The organism is Providencia sp. JUb39 (assembly GCF_012272845.1).
Classification (GTDB): Bacteria; Pseudomonadota; Gammaproteobacteria; order Enterobacterales; family Enterobacteriaceae; genus Providencia; species Providencia lanzhouensis.
In genome coordinates, this window is sequence record NZ_JAAWXD020000001.1 from 2,234,368 (window position 1) to 2,251,310 (window position 16,943).

Here is a 16,943-nt window from a genome sequence, read left to right on the forward strand (position 1 = left end):
GGGTATTTGTTACCATTACATTTTACGACGTTGTGCGTCTTGAACTGCTTGAGCTACAAATTGAGGATGTCGTTTGATTGCATCCATGACCATCTTATCAGAGGAATTGACGTTACCAGTGATTTGTAGTGGTGCATGAACTTCAATCTTATTACCGGAAGAATTGTTTGATTTTTGAGCAGAAAGGAAATCTTTAAGGTCTCCGTTCGTGCGGTCATCAACAACTCGTTCCCCTTTTTGAAGCAACCATGTTCCCTCTCTAGGAACATTATCGATACCATCATGTGCCATACCAGTTAAATTCATTGATTTAATCTGAGCAACGTTCGCGAGACCTTTCGCTACAGCACCAGCCGCAAGCGCATAGCTTAATGGCGGTGGAGCAGAGTTTAATGCCTTGTTTGCTGCCGCGTATGTATCGATAGTCGCTTGTGCAATTGCTGCCCCTTTTTGAGCGGCAAATAAAGCAGTGCCAATACGAGTATTTTCGAGACCAAACATCTGTAAAGCTGAGGTCATACCGCCAAACATATCAGAAACAATTGACATTCTTGCGTTTGCTGCATCTCGCTCAATATCAATTAATGTGTTCTTGTGTTTACGTTCGGCTTGTTCTAACAGCTTCATTCGCTGTTCTTCTGGTAAACCTGCTTTATTGATGTTATCAATGTCTGTCTGATACTGTGCATCTGCTTGAGCTTTTTGGTTATCGAAATCTTCACCAAATGCAAAACCGCCTATAGCAGAACTCAATTCATTAAATTTTCTATCTGCCAGACCATTAGATGCCCCGTTTCGTGCATTGTAAGCATCTTCTAGTGCTTGTTTGCGCTGTAGATAATCACTTTCAGTAATAAGCTTGTTATTGAACATCGTTTCGAGGTCTGAGACAGATTTCTCATAGATTTCTCGTGATGCATCTAACATTTGAAGCGCATCTACTGGACTTGCCCCTAGAACAGATTTACGGAAGTTTTCGGCGTTGGCATCGATCAGTGATCTGCGCTTTTCTTCATACTGTTCTTGGGTGATAAGCCCTTGTTTGAGCGCATTATCTAGTTTGGCAAGGTTATCTACTATCTGTTTGTTAGAAGACGCTACAGCAGCCTCAGATTGACTATAAAGGGCAATATTAATTGCTTCTAAGTCTTTATAGGCTTGGTCGCGTAATTTCTTGGCATTATCTGCGGCTTTCTTCGCAGCATCCTGTGATTTTTTGGTTTCAGGGCAATCATCAACACTATGATTTCCTTTACCGCAAATCTTACAAGCCTTAGCTAAAGCAGCTTGAGATTGTTTCTCATGCTCTTGCTTCATTTTTTCTGTGTTGGCTTTATTTTCAGCAGCCAACGCAGCTCTTTCAGCGTCCAGTTTCTTGCGCTCAATCTCTATCATTGCGTCAAAACTACTTCCCGCTTGACCAGTAATAGCTTCTGAGATACTAGTCTCAATAGCATTACCTAGAGACTTAGCACTTGATTTAATGTAATCGGTCGTGATTGCTGGGATTTCAAAATCTAAGAATCCGGCATCAAAACCAAAGAATTCAATTGTCGATTTACCCGCTTTTCTGATTGCATTTTGGATAGCTGCAAGAATTTCAGCAAACTTGTTATAAGCGCTAACTAAGGTATCTTGCACCGAAGAGAACATATTAATGATAGGCGTGATAGCATTTGAAAATGATACTTTCGCCTTATCGAATAATGGCGGTAGTTGGTCGATGATAAAGCTACTGACGGCTTTAAAAGTCAGATAAAAATCAGTGTTAGTGAAATCTTTATCAAAATAGTCATAGATTGTATTGAATCCTTTTGGGATAAAATCAAAGAATTCAGCAAACCAACCCATTGTTTCTTTACCAGCATTAATCAATTTGTTGCTAGCATCACCCCATGATTGTGCTACTTCTTCCGATATATAGACCGATTGAGAAGCAATTCTGTTCTGATGTTCCCAGTAGTCGCTTGATTGTTCCAACACCCCAATCATTTTGGATGCATCGGAAGCGATCATCTCCATTCCAGCAATGATTTCAGAGCGAGCAAGCCCGGCAGCTTGGGCTTGGTAGTACCACATTTCGGCAGCTTTACGACCACCCTCTGGATCATTAGTGAATGCGGCATAGTCTTTAATGTCAGCTTTGATTAAGTTCAAAGCAGATATAAATTCACCTGTTCCCTCATTCCATGCTTCACCCAGCTTTTCGCTAGCATCTTTATTGATATCTAATAATTTTTCAGCTTCTAGGCTAGCAGATGAATAGGCTTTCTCCATCTTCTGGATCTGTTCGATATTGACGCCAAACTCTTTTGAAAGTTTGTTGTATTCGATAGCCAGTGAAGCACCACCAGCGACCAAAGCAGATAATGCGGCTAGAGCAGCACCAGCAGCGATCCCCATAGTTCCCATCTTGCCCATGAGTCCACTAATGGCATCTGATGCCGATGAAACACTCCCAGACGAAAATCCGTCTAAAATGCCAGCGGCAGTATTGGCAGCACTTTCTAACCCCTCAGCGCTACCAACTATTTTTACTTGAAATTCGGACATAGCCACCTCTTTATTTTTGTTATAAAAAAGCCCGCTCAATGGCGGGCTTATCTTCTTATTCGACGGTCGCCCTCAACTGTTGAAGCAACGCCGGATCAAACATGCTCATCATCGCGGCTTTCCGTTCTTCTTCTTTTTGACGCGCAATTTCCTCTAGCTCTTCTTGAGTTTTGAAGACTGTTTCATCTTTGATTAACTGGAATTGGCTAGGCTTGATTTCCTTTGCAGTATCGCGAGTCATACCTTGGCATGTCATATACATGGAGTATTGAAGCATTGCGTTTTGCATGTCTTTAAATTGCGGGGATTGAGGTTCCAAAAAAGTATCGAAAATGTGTAATGACCAGAACATCGGAACTGGCATATTATCCATTTCATCTTTTGATAATCCTCTCCGCAACATCTGGCGGTAATAGAACGTTAAGAGCGGATTTACTTTACTTCTTGCTCAACTTTGCTTGGTTCTGGCATCATTGAAGCCAAAGCAACCAAACCGATTAATTGGGCTTTAACTGTGGTGTATAGACCACGCACTTGCTCGATATTCTTGAACACTGGCTTGCCGCTTTCATCTTCGACACAACGCAAAATGGTTTTCTCGTCGCGGTCTTCTTTATTGTTGTTTTGAATATGCTCGTTAAATTCACGAACCGACATAGGACGAGCGTAAAATTTAAAACCTTGGATTTCCATTGCTTGGCGTTTTGGGGATAATGCAGCTAATAAATCGTTTAAATTCATGATTGAACTCCTCTTTTTGAAATGATTACGATGTATTTAGTGCAATAAAAAAGCCGCCCCGAAGGACGGCTTAAATCAAGTTAATTATTTGCGAGCGCTAGCAGCAAAAGGAGCAAAGACACCTTGCTCGACTGGTGCCCCATCCACTTCAAAAGTGAATGAACGTGCAACCACTGAATCTTCACCACCGCTCAGTTCTGTTTTAGAAACAAAACCATTGTAGGCGATTTGGATACCGGAAGTTTTAGCAGCATCAACGTAGTAAACGATTTTCAACTGAACACGAGTACCATCCTCAGCAGCTTTAACCAGTTTGTCATGAGAAGAACCAGCCATATAGTTAACAGACAGTTCGATTGATGGAACACTCATGCGACCAACCAGTTTACGGTTGTACTGAGAGCTGAAGTTAGGAACATCTATTACGTTACGCTCTACACCAGTGGTAGGAAATGCAGCAACTTCTGGCAGTTCGACATAAGATTCGCTGTCTAAGTCTGTATTTTTAACGTCTTCATGCATGAATACAGAAACGAGAGAACCCGCAAAAATATCAAATTTATTTGACATACAATTCACCCTTTAAAAAGAAAATTGAACAATTACCGGATCTTATGTCCGGTTACTTTTATTATTTATTGAAGATATTTTGAAAGCGGGGAGAACTCCCCACCTTTGATTATGAGATAGTGACGTAGTTGCTAGTGTCAGTTGAACGATAGCCGTAAACGGTCATATACATGCGTTTAGAGACGTTGTTCGTTGAATACTTAACACCACAATAAATCACGACATTCGCGGCAGTATTTGCAGGGATGTCTACGATGTAAGTAGTCCAACCAGCTTGAGTTACATAGCCGCTGGTTCCAGGAGTTGATCTATCATCACGAATCATTGTCAATGTGCATCCGGTAGGTGTTATATATTGACCGCGGTTTCCACCAGCAAAGCTATGTTGCCATCTCATATCCCAATAAATGCGCAGGATTGCTTTAGATGGGTGCGAGTTTGATACGAAATTGATAGTTTTCTTGGCGGTATAAACCCAATCCTTACCGTTCGATTCGTTTTCTAAACCCCATCTTGGGATGTAGATAGTCGCAAATGAACCACCAGCAGAACCCAATTTAGAATCGACTTCTGACTTAGAGTAGACTTGCAAGTTATTACGTGCGGCTGTGACGTCCTTAGCACCAGTCCCACCGTTACTTACGGGAATCAAGCCGTTAGTCATTGTTCCTGATGCGTTGAAAGCCCATACGCTAGTTCCAGAACTTTTATACATACCGGAAACACCATCGTTCCTAACATAAATGTAATAATTAGTATCAGGGCTTCTCATTTTAGATTCAGTGTTAACTTGCTGAAACAGATTCTTATCCGCAAACTTGCCAGTAGACCATGCGTGAGTTGCTAGGGTGCTATTCTCTTTAGGTAAACTAAGAACCGAGATGTTAGTACCGTTGGCTTCACGATAGATGAAATTTCCCCAAGTCGTTGCACTATGTGTATTAGTTTCTAATCTAAGAAATCTACCATCACCCTTAACAAGACTGAGTCCTGTATAGTCACCATCACCTATTACTTTTATGTCTCGACCGTTAGCTTCAACAGCAAAATGGGTTTTGTCAGTAGAGGAATTCCAAATATTAATCGTACCATCATTAGCCAATACGAATTGGTGAGTACCATTTGGACTCTTGAAACGAGACTCAGTAGCCGAGTCATTCGTAGTAACAATTTGTTTTAATGCATATTTCGCATCTGAATCCTGTTTAGAATAAACATTTAGTTCTGATGGGCTAGGTTTATCACCCTCGTGGTACATACGATAGCTGTATGCTTTCTGTCCGGATGCATTATAACCATAGGTCTTTACTGTAGAACCCGCACTACCATAAGTGAACGTAAATCCTCGGTTGTGTGCTAGGTTTTCTTTGGTTGCTAGGGAGTGTGGTACGTTCAGTGTCAAACTTTCGAAACCATCCATGTTATTAGTTCTAAATGCACCAAATTTACTCAAATCCCTTGCGCTGGCATCGCCATCATTATCATAGTAGTTTGCAGTTTTGCTTAAAACATATGAATCACTATTGATGCTTCCCTTAAATTTCGCGTCGGTTTCTTCTTTTGAGTAAACCTCTGTTTTAGAATATGCACCTATCTCGGCTGGTGTCGGTTTATCTCCCTCGTTATATACACGATATGAGAATGATTTGACTCCCTCGGCATCAAAGCCATATGTATAGACTTTAGAACCAGCAGATCCATATTGGAAAGAGAATCCGCGACCGTGTGCTTTACCGCTTGCATTAGGGACATTCAGAAGCAATCCGGAATTAGCTCCCCAGTTATCTTGACCATTGATGCGATAAGCCCCGAAATAGTCTAGATAGCTACCATCTTGCAATTCTTCGCTATGGGTATAATCAGCAGTCTTGCTTAACAGATATCCATCAGTCTTAACATTTTCATGAATCTTGATGAATTTACCGTCGCTATCACCGGAAAGAGTATCAACACGGGCTTCTAAGCGAGCTAATTCACTATCGCAATGCTCACGGTTAGCCGTGATAGTTCTATCGGTGACAGTTTTAATACTATCGACTTTCTCGTTAATTGCTGTGTCATTAGCTTTAATAGTCGCATCAGTACGTTCTTTGATTCCGTCGACCTTAGTATTAATGGCTTGGTCATTGGTTGCGATAGCATTTAATGCCTCAGCGCGATTAGCCGTGATAGTTGCATTTAACTCATCTTTAGCCGTAGCCAATTCAGAAGCAGCGGTATTTTTGTTTGCATTGATTTTCGCGTCAGTTTCACGCTTGATTGTGTCGACTTTCTCGTTAATTGCTAGGTCATTTTCGGCGATAGTCGCATCGGTTACAGTCTTGATTTCATCGACCTTAGTATTAATAGCTTGGTCGTTGAAAGCGATAATTTCATCCAACTCTTTTTTGTGTGCCGTGACTTTAGAATCCAATGCCGCATGAGCTTCTGGACTAACTGAAATTTGAACAACCTTATGTTCTTTGTCTTTAGTGAAGATAGTGTGATCCTGCAAGTTTAAAGCAATTTCACCAACTTCTAGTTTTTCTGGGGCAGGTTTAGCACCAGCCTTGTTAGTTCTTTTGAACTGAATCGATTTCATGCTTTCACCTCATATTGTTTATGTATGAGGTATTTATGGAAATAAAAAAGCCGCCCAAAGGACGGCTGAAAGACTAGAATTCACCAAAATCAATACGGTCATGAATAGAAACCGCTTCAATTTCCGCTGGCGTTGGCTTCTCTACTGTAGAGTAAACTTTAACCCATGAGCTAGAACCATCTTTTTGCACTGTCCTAACTCTTAAATGTGGATCACCTGATGTATTGCATGTCATTTGCCAACCACCATTTTCATTAGGTTGTAAATGAAGTAATGCGGTATCGGTGCTAAATGGGTTTGATGAAGCACTCCCTTTATAAGTAACAAAGCGGTTTCCTGACAGAATTTCACTATCGAAACTTCCATTAAAGCCATCTGCACCACAACCGATGCCCCAATCACCACGACGCAGAATTTCGCCCTCTTGAGCGACACCCTGTGCGAGAATACCGTCATCTGGGGAAATTTTATATTCGATATTCGCGACTTGATTGTCACCGGAACGGGTATTATGGGCAGTAACATAAGCATCAAAGATTTGGTAGTAACCAGTTGATGTTAATGCGTTTGCGCTATCAATCACATAGAACAAACGGAATCGCAGAAGAGTTTTATTCTCAACGGCTTTCATCAACATGTTTTGATGCGGATCATCGATAACTCGGTGTAAAACTAAGGTCGTGTCTTCTAGCTTTTTAATCCCAGACAATTTAGCGGAATATTCATCATCAAAGACTTCTAGAGTCTCGACATTATTAGATAACTTTAATGACGGGAACTTGGCTAGGTTCGCTACCTCAGTAAACGACGGGTCAAAGAATGAAGCCTCAGAATCAACTTGGTCGCTAATACTAACGACAACTCGACTACCGCTAAAAATATCAAATTGTTTTGTAATATCCATTAGAACCTCGCTAGATACGTTATTTTCAATGCCAAAGTGCCAACAACCATCCCATCACTAGAATCATCCTCATAGAGTGTTTCTGATGAAACTGGTGAGATATCGGCGATTTGAATTCCTGTTTCTTGTAAGCGCTGATTTGTCGGATCGATATTAATCAAATCACAAATAGCCTTATGGACACCCGTTTCATTTAATTGGCTGAAAACCTGAAAATTAATAATTAATTCTGCTTTAAAGGCATTGCCACCCCGAACTGGTTCGAATGACTCTTCCATACCAGTAAGCCAACAAACTACACTCTCAGAGACACCCGCTTTATGCTGTTCCTCGTTTAAAAGGAGTCCAAGATCTTCGATAATGATGTTTTGAAAAGCACGTTTTAGAGCTAAACGTGGCATATTAGACGTAACGACCATGTGTACCTCCTGTCTCTGAAATGTAAGCTGAAACCAGACCTGAGCGGTCATCCTTGATATACATAACTTTGTTTCTGATACCGTCTATCACCACGATATCGTTTTGTTTCAATACCCCTCTTTCACATAAAAGATATTCGGACTCAGTGACGTTCCCATCTGTTTCTACATGCTCAAATTCATGAAATGCTTTGAAAGTGGTTCCATCCGATTTTGTGAATAAATCTCCCATGCGTAGGGCTTGTTTAATTTGTGAATTAGATAATCTCATTTAAAATACCCTCCTATTTTGAAAGTATTTACAAACAAAAAAGCCACCCCATATGGAGTGGCTTAAAAACTATTTCGACTTGCGTCGTTTTGTGGATTTCTCCGTAGCTACCGGAAGCGGTTCTTCTTCCGGCAACTCTTCGTTAGTTCACGCCGGCAAGCTATTTTTTTGAATCACACGAATTGCATCTGGGTTGCTTACAGCCCAATCAAGATCAGCCCAAACACGAACCGCTACACCACCTTTGCTACGCAGAGAAGTAGTATCAACGTCGATTTCTAAGCCAGACCACTCACCGATTGTTAATGCAGAAGAGAAATCACCAAGGATAATTGAACCTTCAGCCAGAACACCAGAAGTATGAACTGGACGGTTAGCAATTTTACCGTTTTCCATGATGTAACCAGCTACAGCCTGATCACGCAGAGTGCTTGCTAAATCAGCAGCTAAAGCACCACGCATCGCCAGTTTGATAGCAGCTTCGTCAACACCAGCATCAGTTAACTTAGCGATTTCAGTCAAGAAGTCTTTATGAGTCAGACCACACTTAACAACTTTACCAGCATCAACCAGTTGTTTAACTAAGCCATTGCTTGCATTAGGATTTTCTTGATCACCCAGAATCAGTTTTTCTAACTTGATGCGGCTAGCTTTCAGTAAATGTTCAGCAACTAAAGCACCGATATCTGGCATAGACAACATTGATTGACGAGAAATCGCAACCGCACCAGTGAAAGTTTTCATGCTCATTGGAACGCCGTTGAAAGCAACATCAGCTAAAGCACCTTCGCCATTCTCATTAACAAAGCCGAACGCATCGGCAGCGTTTTTAGTCATTCTAGGTAAAGAAATTGGAGCAGTTAAACCAGTCAGAGTTTTAACGCCTAATTCACCTAAAACAGATTTTTCGAGCATCAGATCGATAAAGCTATCGTTGCGAATTTCAGTACCAACCAGAGGCTGGATAGTAGAAGTTTTAACTGGGTTAGAACGCATTGCACCAGTTGGAACGAAAACAGAGTTAGTGCGTTGTGCGCGACCACGCTGAGCTGCTTTACGTGCCATTTCTTGGCTATATTCAGCTTCCGCACCAACTAATGGTTTATCCTCAGCTAGTGAACGCAGAGCAGCAGACAGGTTGAATTTAGTTTCTAAGTTTTGCATAGTGTCGGTCATAGTATTCTTTCCTTTACGATGAGTTTTTGATTCGGTATTAGTATTTAGTGCGCGCTGTTTGAAGGATTCGACTGTCAAAGTCTTGTCTTCAATGGCTTCTTGAATTTCTTCTTTGGAAATATTTAGATGTTCACCAATAGCTCGCATCTCTTCGATGTCTTCTTGAGGGCGTTCGAAAGGTTTTTCCTCTTCCTCGATGTTTTCTTCTTCCATCGGTTCTGGGATCTGTCTTTCTTCACCCTCTTGTTCTTTATTTAGTTCCTCGTTAGAACCAGTTTCTTGTTCTTGCGGAACTTCCTCCGGAGTTTCTTGAGGATTTTCGATTTCCTCAGTTTGTTGCTCTTGCTCTTCCGGAATTTCTTGTTCTTTTTTGTCTTCTTCGTTCACTGTTTGCCCCTCGGTTAAATCGATTACACCTTTATTTAGTGAGCGACCTACACCGACAGAAGAGTCACATGGACAGCTACAGATTGAGACTTCGTAGGGTTGCCAGCGGGTGACGTACATAATTCCAGCGTCAAAATCAGCTTTATATTCAAGGACGTTATAACCAACACTGACTTTTTCCATTGTCCCTTCACGGACTTTGCCAGAGACTTCATTAGCCAAATGTCCAATTTTTGAGAACTGGATTAGGCAGCGACCGACACGATCCGCATCAATACGAGCAGAATCACGGATCACACACCCGATGTGATTGTCAAAATCGTGGTTGAAAAGGACGGCTGCTTTGTCATTGAGAAGTGACAGATCCACTGAATTTTCATCATGAACCAGAACTTCTTTTAGCGTCACCATTCCGTCTTCGGTGTAATACTCGCGTTCGTAAGGTTGTTCGCTTGAGAAAGCCAGTTCGAAAACTGTTTCTTGTTCCGATTCGATGAACTGTGGAGCGTTCACACTGATATCACGGCGTAATTGCTTCATAATCCACCTTAAAATCTTAGGGGGCGTTTAGCCCCCGTTTGGTTATTCCGGTTGAGGTTGAGAGTTTTCGCTCTCATCACTCGTTACAGGAATATTTATATTCGTTTTTTCAGCGGAAATTTCGCTGAAGACTTGTTCCGGATCATCACCACGTTCCAGAATTACCGCAGAACGAGATTTCAGACCGTTATTGATTAAGGTCACTTGAGCATTAATATCTTTCAATGGGTCTACGCTCTCGACTTTTGGACGAATTACCGTAGTATTCAGAACGATATTATCGATTTGAGTCATGCGGATATTGATTTTTGAATGAATCACGGCATGGCGTAAGAATGCTTCATAGAGAGGCATTATCACGACCTCAATTAATCGATTTTGTAGCCCTTTGAAGCGGTTTCCCTCCATCAATGAACCAAATCTCGCAGCGCTATAATTGATTTGACTAGTATCTCCACTGAGTCCCTGTTTGAAGCAGCCTAGACCCATAGAAATGCTAGTGAGCATCGCATCATTAAACTTGTCGAAATCGTCACCTGATTGATTGCTTTGAATGCTCTTGATAGTTGACCCAGCTTCTAACTCTTGGATCGTTCCGGGTTCAAAATCATGAACGATTGCTGGTGGCTGATAATTGAAATCATCGTCACCCATATCAAACCCGTCACCTGTTTCTTTTGGTTTTTCAATGAAAGCCATTGATGAGGCAGCAATTCTTTTATGAATTATCACAGTTTCACGAAACGCCTCTTGATGAGCTATATCTTTTATTACTGGTAAGAAATCAGTAATCCCACGCATTTGCTCTGCGGTAGTAGGATTGAAATAATGCAAGACCTTGCTAGCTTCAACGCGGTAATTTTTTCCAGTAAACGATTGTGTTAATAGGTCATATTTTCGGAAGTAGTACGCAACAGGACGTAATGTCTCGTTGTCATACTCGATACCATTAACGATAGTCGTCTCATCGGTTGCTTTTTGGTTAAGTGACCAATCGCATTTATCAGCAGAAAGGACAGAGACATTGATTTCATTTTTATCCTCATGGAGGACGACGAAACACTCACCGCCCATAATCCGTTCACGTTCACAAATCGCTAACAGTTCACGGAAATTAAAGCGACCGTTGCGAGAGAAGCGTTTTTGACTACCAGCCCAAGCCCAGAAAACACCCTCGATAGTTTTGTTTAATTTTTCATCGAGTTTACCGTTTTTGTCGGTAATCATTGGTTTTGGGTCTAGTCCAGTTCCGACAACACTATCAGTGACATGTTGGCAATAACGAGCACCGATTGAACTGTTTAAAGCTAGTGTTCGACCTTGATCATAAAGTCGGCTAGCACTTGATTTGATAGCGCGGTTGATTGAACCGTGGATGAGGTCTTTAGATAATGAATCGTCTAGGCGATCACCGATTAGCCCCATTCCTTTAGATTGTAACGATCTTGTATACTGCTCAACTTTATTATCAATGAAAACTTTTGGTTGGCGTTTTCTTACTTTAGGGAGAGCAGCAGTTTTATTTCTTTTTAGAAAATTAAACATTTCTCACCTCTTAGCGTGTCAGTCGGAGTTTTATAGTTTTGATTGGGCTGATGCCTTGTTTCCGACGCTCTTGTTTGATTAGCTGCGCAAGTTCTTTGCTATAGGACTCTTTCAGGGCTGATAAGACTGAAAGGGATTCATAAGCGAATGTATTGCCCTTTATAGTCATTTGTGACAGTGCGGCTTCGTCATTCTCCAATCGAGCTGTAATAACCTCGTCGATAAGAGCAATGGTATTGCGCAAGAATTCTTTTTTGGTTTGCTTAACGAATACTGAAAGAACCGTAATTTCTTGGACTGAAACCAGTTCGTCATCACGACTAATAACGATGGAATATTTACCCTCTTTAAAGTCCATTGTTTTAACTTCATGATTGGCTGGTGCATCGACCACTTGATAGATTGTGGTTTTTGAATTACCTATTTGAATAGAATCTCCCTCTGCATTCGCTAGGGGCAATTTCTCCCCAACTCGAATGACTATGGGTTTTAGCGTTTTGCTCATAATTACCCCTTATTTAATTGACTAATAACTCTATTTAGGGATATGAAAAGAAAAGCCGCCCCTAAGGACGGCTATTGATCAGAATGAGCTTAACCAGCTTCCATTTCGCCTTACTGGGCGTTGTTGTCTTTGGGTAATGGGTTTGGATGCCCTTTCAGGTTTTATCGTCTCCTGATGTGATTCAGTGGCTTTCACGGCTTCTTTTTGTTCCTCTCCACCAGCACGATTTAACTGAGCTTTGAGAGCAAAAAGTTTATCCCATGACATTTTGGTTAGAACCCAACGAGAAGCACCAAGACTATAAGCTAGACAGTCTAAGGCTTCGTTACGGGTCGATCCGACTTTCACCCATCTAGTGGTATTCCCTTGCCGTTTTAATTGTTCTGAAAGCAGTTGTTCCAGATAGTCATCTGGTACATCGTGAGAAATTCTTAGAAGAGTATGAGGTTCACCATCCTTTAAGTTGCGGTTGATTAACTCTCTAACCATTCCTTTAAGATTGTTTACTCCCAACATTTTCAGAACATAACCACCTGTTTTTGTTTCTTTTGGTGGCAAGATCGGAGCATTGACATTACTAGATCCCTTGATTGCGTGTAGGTTTTGCCAGCGAGTACAGAAGCGGTAAATGATATTGGTTGCACGACCGTTTGATGAGTCCACGAAAGCAGCCATCATAGGAACACGCTCACCAGAGACATTATAAAATTTAGCCCTCAAGAAATTGAGGAGTTTGTCATAGGCTGGGGAGTTATATCGTTCACAGTCCACATCATAGAAGATACGATGTGACAGGACATATAAGCCCTTACGAGACATTCCCATTACAGTGCATTCCAAGCGGTCTTTTTGTTGGTCGACACCAGCAACCAAAGCCACGACATCATCAGGAATGTTTTCTAGGCTGATATTCTCTTTTAAGACTTCTAGCTCATCAGATTGGCGATCTTCGTTCAAATCGTCGTAGGTCTCGCCTAGGACAGTATTGAAAAAGGTAGCTAGTGAGTGGTTAGCGTAACTATCAGCAAAGTCAGAAACACACGCACGAATCGAACTGAATGGAGACATTAAACGGTTAGCATGGAACCCAATAACATCAGATCTTGGTTCAGTAGCCACCCATTCGCCCTGAGCAACCGCACGTAAGCGATCGCCCTCAGTCCATGGGGTTTTGCATTCTGGACACTTATAAACGGCTGTATCTGGATTTGGTAAAGATTTACCGTTAATTTGATGCCACTCAAAGTGAACGCTTTCCCATCGCATCACATGCCTATGACCACAATGTTGACAAGGTACGAAAAAGCGACGTTTATCACTTAGTTCCCATTGTTGGCTGATCGCACCATCTTTAGTGGTAGGCGTTGAAGCAATGACAATCCTAGCCTCATCACCGAACGTTGTAGCACGTTGCTCGGCTAGTTGTATGGGACTACCCTCGTCTGATTCATCGGCTGCGTCAACCTCATCGAGAAGCAGCATAGGAACAGTTTTACCGCGTAGATGAGATGGACTGTTTAATGACATGAAGTAAAGGAATGATCCATTCTTCATTTGAATTTGAGATGTATTGAAGACAGCATTGCGGTCGTTCTTATCGCAAATCATTTCCTTCAGAGCTGGAGTAGCTTCTAGAACTGGTTTTACCTTACCAGCGATCCATTGGTTTAGCTCTCTGACGTTCGATTGTAGCACGCCAAGATTAGTCGGGTTTGTAGCGATTCGATGGAAAATGATCCCGTTGAGAATCATAGTTTTCCCTAATTGCGCTGAGCACATCATCACAATCTTTCTCTTGTCCTCGACTACTGCGTCCATCATCCCCTTTTGAAACTGATGCAATTTAATTAACGAACCAGCTTTCACGCCGTCAGTTGCTACGATGTTGTTTTCAACCCATTCCGATGGCTTCATTCTTTTTGGCGGTCGAATTGCATCGGAACACTTCTTAAAAATTTGTCTTAATTTGATTTTGTTAGTTATTTTCATGTTTCATCCTCATAACAAATCCATAGATGTATTTATTACAAGGGGTTGTTTTTGATGACTTTTAGTAAAGCCACCAAATGATATGACTTAGTGTTTTGAGAAATTTTTCAAATAATAAGACCACTAAATAATAGTGTTATTAACTTTATTGGAGGATTGATTATGACAAAACGCGGTCGCCCATCTCGTTTCACTACTGAACAATTAGCGAGTATTACAGAGGCTTATTATTCTGCTCCGAAAGGTAAAGAGAACAAGATCCGAGTATTGAATGAACATGGGATTTCAATTGCTCAATTCTATAAAGCGATTGAAAAGTTAGATATTCAGTTTTATGTGAGAGTAAATGGTGGAGATTTGATTAAAGCTACCAGCATGTAATTATTAGGCTAATCCTTTTTGGGTTAGCCTTTTTTTTGTTTTGAAAAAATTAATTCTTTAAAATATCGATTGACAGATTATATATGAATGATATTATAAAAAGTTATTTGTTGAAGTTTTATAAATTCATGGTATCTTATAACCTCATTTAGCAAATAGAGGGTATAAGAATATGGAAAAGTTTAATAAAATTGATACAGTTCAATTAAACTCTGATGATAATAGTCTTGTTGAATTGAAATGCTTGCCTGATTTGGAAGACATGCATGTAGATCTTGATGTGTTAAATATGGGTGCTGTAGGCATCCCTAACCAATTCACTAGATTTGAAGAGTAAACAAAAAAGCCCCGCACTAGGCGAGGCTTAAAAATTAGATGTCATAACCGATTAAAGATAATGATTCGGTGTTTTGACGAATTTTGTTAGTAGATGTATTAACAATGGCTTTTAAATTGCACGGTGATGGTAAACGTAAAGACTCTTTTTCTTCTTGTTCTAATACGCCTAATTCCACCAGTAAAGGAATAATGTCGACAGTAAATTCGAGTTGTCCTGTGTGAGTCATACGACAGAACATGTAACCAGATTCGCATAAGTCATAACCACATGACTTGCCTTGCTCGTCTAAACGTTTAATGATGTAACCAGCATCACATAAAGCCATTAATGCTTTTCTTACTTTAAACGATCCTTTCTTCTCGCCTAGTAAGCGTGTCATTGAATGACAATCAACACTTTTACGAACATGCAAATCAATTAATTGTTTGTTTTCTTCTACTTTATTAAGAGCAAATTGAATCCAATCTTTTTCTTTGTAACCATAGAAAGGATTGTGCATTTGGATCGCTCTTTCTTCTTTTAATCGTTTCCACTCCTTAACGATGGTCATGCGCATTTTAACATCATAGCCAGTAACCAGTGTCAAAGTTAATTCTTCGTCTAAGTGATACTCGGCTTGTTCGCGTCCGTACTGGTCTTTATAGATGTGTTCAAGACTGAGCGCATCTAATTGTAAGGCTATAAGCATGTTTCTAATATCTCGGCGAACATTCTTGTGTTCTTTTCCAGTGTATTCAGCGATTTCGCGTGAAGACATTGTTAAAGGTTTAGTGTTATCGACAGCTAAAGTTAAGTTTGAAGTAGTTTGAGTTTGTAAAGCAGTAGTATTCATAGTTTTAATCCTCTTAAAATTTAATCAATATTTGATACTCCCGTCATCAGTCATTACTGACACTATTATTTATAGTGATAAAAATTTATCATTTTTGGTCTTATAAAACCCCCGCACTAGGCGAGGCTTAAAATTCTTAGCATTGATACATGTTAATTAGACTTTTAATACGACTAACGTTTTCATGGTTATAGATGAAAGTCTCACTAAAACCCTCTGGAACATCATCTGAACTCACAACGCCAGTCTTCATTTCTCTTTTAATGTAGTTCTCTAGGCTATTCGCGCCATAACCTTGTTCAAATCGGAAAGTATGAACGATGTCCAATTTACGCTTATTAATGTAGTTCAATTTAATTCTGCGACTAGCTGGGTCTTTGGAATAGCCGATTTTACCAACTTCCTGACCGTTGATAGGTTCGCGGAACTTCATGATGTAGAACGTAGGAACTTTAGGAAGACGTTTCTTAGCATTCTCCTCACCTCTACGTCTCATTCCATCAGCACAAGCCTTTTTACGATGGCAAGGGCATTTAGTTTTAACCGCAAGGAAGTTATTAGCAGTCGATTTACTCCAAATCTCACCGCATTCAAGACACTCAAAAGCGATTTTAGTCATCATCCCTTTATATGGTTCGATGAAACCCAAGTATTTCAGGGTTAAGTTTTCAGAAGCGATACGGTCTAAGATTCTTTTCTCGATTGTGGAAGGACATAAACGACGCCCTTTCTTTGAAACAATTTTGTCACTCAATTCACTAGCAAAAACAGGAAAAGCATTTTCAGTCATATTAGCAACCCCCTTAAATCAATAACAATCAAGAATGTCAAGTATTTTATGAAAATATTTATTAAAAGTAAAATATCGCTTGACAAAGGTGATTACTCATGATCTAGAAAGTGAATATTCGCGAAGCGAATGCGCGTAGCGCTAACAATTACCTTTAAAGTGATTGAACATTAAATGAGCAAAAATAATAAAATTACTATTATTATATATATAGGAAAAAATCCACGTTTGATGCTATTTTAATCACCACCTTTCTAGAAAGGATTCTAAGATACTTTTAATTAAAGGTAATAGATTTGTAATTTATTATTAGAAAACGTCTTAGAATTGATTCTGTGGAGGATTTAATCATGATCTTGAAAGGACTTTGATAATTACTAGAAACCAGTTAGTAAATCCCTTTCGAGACAAATTCCTTT

At 40.3% G+C, this 16,943-nt stretch carries 16 protein-coding genes; 2 read left to right on the plus strand and 14 right to left on the minus strand.

Annotated features, from left to right (window positions below; genetic code table 11):
- Positions 1 to 15 precede the first annotated feature (15 nt).
- From HFU86_RS10250 to HFU86_RS10305, 12 genes are all read right to left on the minus strand, one after another.
- Positions 16 to 2,553, minus strand: a complete 2,538-nt coding sequence (locus HFU86_RS10250) for an SHOCT domain-containing protein (protein WP_187129182.1) — start codon at positions 2,551 to 2,553, stop codon at positions 16 to 18.
- A 55-nt stretch (positions 2,554 to 2,608) separates the two neighbouring features.
- Positions 2,609 to 2,926 carry a hypothetical protein gene (locus HFU86_RS10255; RefSeq protein WP_255425969.1) on the minus strand — a complete coding sequence of 106 codons (318 nt, stop codon included), beginning with the start codon at positions 2,924 to 2,926 and terminating at the stop codon, positions 2,609 to 2,611.
- A gap of 59 nt (positions 2,927 to 2,985) precedes the next feature.
- Complete coding sequence (locus HFU86_RS10260) at positions 2,986 to 3,294, minus strand: cytochrome (RefSeq protein ID WP_187129183.1); 309 nt, start codon at positions 3,292 to 3,294, stop codon at positions 2,986 to 2,988.
- Positions 3,295 to 3,378: 84 nt separating this feature from the next.
- On the minus strand, positions 3,379 to 3,864 hold the full coding sequence (locus HFU86_RS10265) for a hypothetical protein (RefSeq protein WP_187129184.1): 486 nt from the start codon (positions 3,862 to 3,864) through the stop codon (positions 3,379 to 3,381).
- A 109-nt stretch (positions 3,865 to 3,973) separates the two neighbouring features.
- Positions 3,974 to 6,445 (minus strand): DUF1542 domain-containing protein, encoded by a 2,472-nt coding sequence (locus HFU86_RS10270; RefSeq protein WP_187129185.1) that lies wholly within the window; start codon positions 6,443 to 6,445, stop codon positions 3,974 to 3,976.
- Positions 6,446 to 6,518: 73 nt separating this feature from the next.
- Entirely contained in the window at positions 6,519 to 7,349 is an 831-nt protein-coding gene (locus tag HFU86_RS10275) for a hypothetical protein (protein WP_187129186.1), read from the minus strand.
- Positions 7,349 to 7,768, minus strand: a complete 420-nt coding sequence (locus HFU86_RS10280; RefSeq protein ID WP_187129187.1) for a hypothetical protein — start codon at positions 7,766 to 7,768, stop codon at positions 7,349 to 7,351. Before HFU86_RS10280 ends, HFU86_RS10275 begins: the two co-directional genes overlap by 1 nt.
- The gene (locus tag HFU86_RS10285; RefSeq protein ID WP_187129188.1) at positions 7,752 to 8,039 is read right to left on the minus strand and encodes a hypothetical protein; all 288 of its coding nucleotides are present in this window, start codon (positions 8,037 to 8,039) and stop codon (positions 7,752 to 7,754) included. The genes HFU86_RS10280 and HFU86_RS10285 overlap by 17 nt, the downstream gene beginning before the upstream one ends.
- Positions 8,040 to 8,186: 147 nt before the next feature.
- A complete protein-coding gene (locus HFU86_RS10290; RefSeq protein ID WP_187129189.1) occupies positions 8,187 to 10,142 on the minus strand; it encodes a phage major capsid protein in 1,956 nt (651 codons plus the stop codon).
- Positions 10,143 to 10,184: 42 nt separating this feature from the next.
- The gene (locus HFU86_RS10295; protein ID WP_187129190.1) at positions 10,185 to 11,687 is read right to left on the minus strand and encodes a phage portal protein; all 1,503 of its coding nucleotides are present in this window, start codon (positions 11,685 to 11,687) and stop codon (positions 10,185 to 10,187) included.
- Between the two features lie 10 nt (positions 11,688 to 11,697).
- A complete protein-coding gene (locus HFU86_RS10300; RefSeq protein WP_187129191.1) occupies positions 11,698 to 12,192 on the minus strand; it encodes a hypothetical protein in 495 nt (164 codons plus the stop codon).
- 78 nt (positions 12,193 to 12,270) lie between these two features.
- Positions 12,271 to 14,181: a terminase gpA endonuclease subunit gene (locus HFU86_RS10305; RefSeq protein ID WP_187129192.1), complete on the minus strand. Its 1,911-nt coding sequence runs from the start codon at positions 14,179 to 14,181 to the stop codon at positions 12,271 to 12,273.
- Positions 14,182 to 14,343: 162 nt separating this feature from the next.
- On the opposite strand from HFU86_RS10305, the gene HFU86_RS10310 reads away from it, so the two are divergent.
- Together HFU86_RS10310 and HFU86_RS10315 are read left to right on the plus strand one after the other, a co-directional pair.
- Positions 14,344 to 14,562, plus strand: coding sequence for a hypothetical protein (locus tag HFU86_RS10310; protein WP_222717610.1), 219 nt, complete (start codon positions 14,344 to 14,346; stop codon positions 14,560 to 14,562).
- Positions 14,563 to 14,734: 172 nt separating this feature from the next.
- Positions 14,735 to 14,899, plus strand: a complete 165-nt coding sequence (locus HFU86_RS10315) for a hypothetical protein (RefSeq protein ID WP_187129193.1) — start codon at positions 14,735 to 14,737, stop codon at positions 14,897 to 14,899.
- A 34-nt stretch (positions 14,900 to 14,933) separates the two neighbouring features.
- Here the strand turns inward: HFU86_RS10315 and HFU86_RS10320 are convergent, their stop codons facing one another.
- Both HFU86_RS10320 and HFU86_RS10325 read right to left on the minus strand, forming a co-directional pair.
- A complete protein-coding gene (locus HFU86_RS10320; RefSeq protein ID WP_187129194.1) occupies positions 14,934 to 15,734 on the minus strand; it encodes a Rha family transcriptional regulator in 801 nt (266 codons plus the stop codon).
- Between the two features lie 136 nt (positions 15,735 to 15,870).
- Positions 15,871 to 16,524: a hypothetical protein gene (locus HFU86_RS10325; protein ID WP_187129195.1), complete on the minus strand. Its 654-nt coding sequence runs from the start codon at positions 16,522 to 16,524 to the stop codon at positions 15,871 to 15,873.
- Positions 16,525 to 16,943: the final 419 nt, after the last annotated feature.

What these genes read in the sequence shown, in the direction of transcription:
- HFU86_RS10320 (WP_187129194.1), bottom strand. Translation starts at nt 15,734, where the DNA reads ATGAATACTACTGCTTTACAAACTCAAACTACTTCAAACTTAACTTTA.
- HFU86_RS10300 (WP_187129191.1), bottom strand. Translation starts at nt 12,192, where the DNA reads ATGAGCAAAACGCTAAAACCCATAGTCATTCGAGTTGGGGAGAAATTG.
- HFU86_RS10275 (WP_187129186.1), bottom strand. Translation starts at nt 7,349, where the DNA reads ATGGATATTACAAAACAATTTGATATTTTTAGCGGTAGTCGAGTTGTC.
- HFU86_RS10265 (WP_187129184.1), bottom strand. Translation starts at nt 3,864, where the DNA reads ATGTCAAATAAATTTGATATTTTTGCGGGTTCTCTCGTTTCTGTATTC.
- HFU86_RS10310 (WP_222717610.1), top strand. Translation starts at nt 14,344, where the DNA reads ATGACAAAACGCGGTCGCCCATCTCGTTTCACTACTGAACAATTAGCG.
- HFU86_RS10305 (WP_187129192.1), bottom strand. Translation starts at nt 14,181, where the DNA reads ATGAAAATAACTAACAAAATCAAATTAAGACAAATTTTTAAGAAGTGT.
- HFU86_RS10285 (WP_187129188.1), bottom strand. Translation starts at nt 8,039, where the DNA reads ATGAGATTATCTAATTCACAAATTAAACAAGCCCTACGCATGGGAGAT.
- HFU86_RS10270 (WP_187129185.1), bottom strand. Translation starts at nt 6,445, where the DNA reads ATGAAATCGATTCAGTTCAAAAGAACTAACAAGGCTGGTGCTAAACCT.
- HFU86_RS10260 (WP_187129183.1), bottom strand. Translation starts at nt 3,294, where the DNA reads ATGAATTTAAACGATTTATTAGCTGCATTATCCCCAAAACGCCAAGCA.
- HFU86_RS10290 (WP_187129189.1), bottom strand. Translation starts at nt 10,142, where the DNA reads ATGAAGCAATTACGCCGTGATATCAGTGTGAACGCTCCACAGTTCATC.
- HFU86_RS10280 (WP_187129187.1), bottom strand. Translation starts at nt 7,768, where the DNA reads ATGGTCGTTACGTCTAATATGCCACGTTTAGCTCTAAAACGTGCTTTT.
- HFU86_RS10325 (WP_187129195.1), bottom strand. Translation starts at nt 16,524, where the DNA reads ATGACTGAAAATGCTTTTCCTGTTTTTGCTAGTGAATTGAGTGACAAA.
- HFU86_RS10315 (WP_187129193.1), top strand. Translation starts at nt 14,735, where the DNA reads ATGGAAAAGTTTAATAAAATTGATACAGTTCAATTAAACTCTGATGAT.
- HFU86_RS10295 (WP_187129190.1), bottom strand. Translation starts at nt 11,687, where the DNA reads ATGTTTAATTTTCTAAAAAGAAATAAAACTGCTGCTCTCCCTAAAGTA.
- HFU86_RS10250 (WP_187129182.1), bottom strand. Translation starts at nt 2,553, where the DNA reads ATGTCCGAATTTCAAGTAAAAATAGTTGGTAGCGCTGAGGGGTTAGAA.
- HFU86_RS10255 (WP_255425969.1), bottom strand. Translation starts at nt 2,926, where the DNA reads ATGGATAATATGCCAGTTCCGATGTTCTGGTCATTACACATTTTCGAT.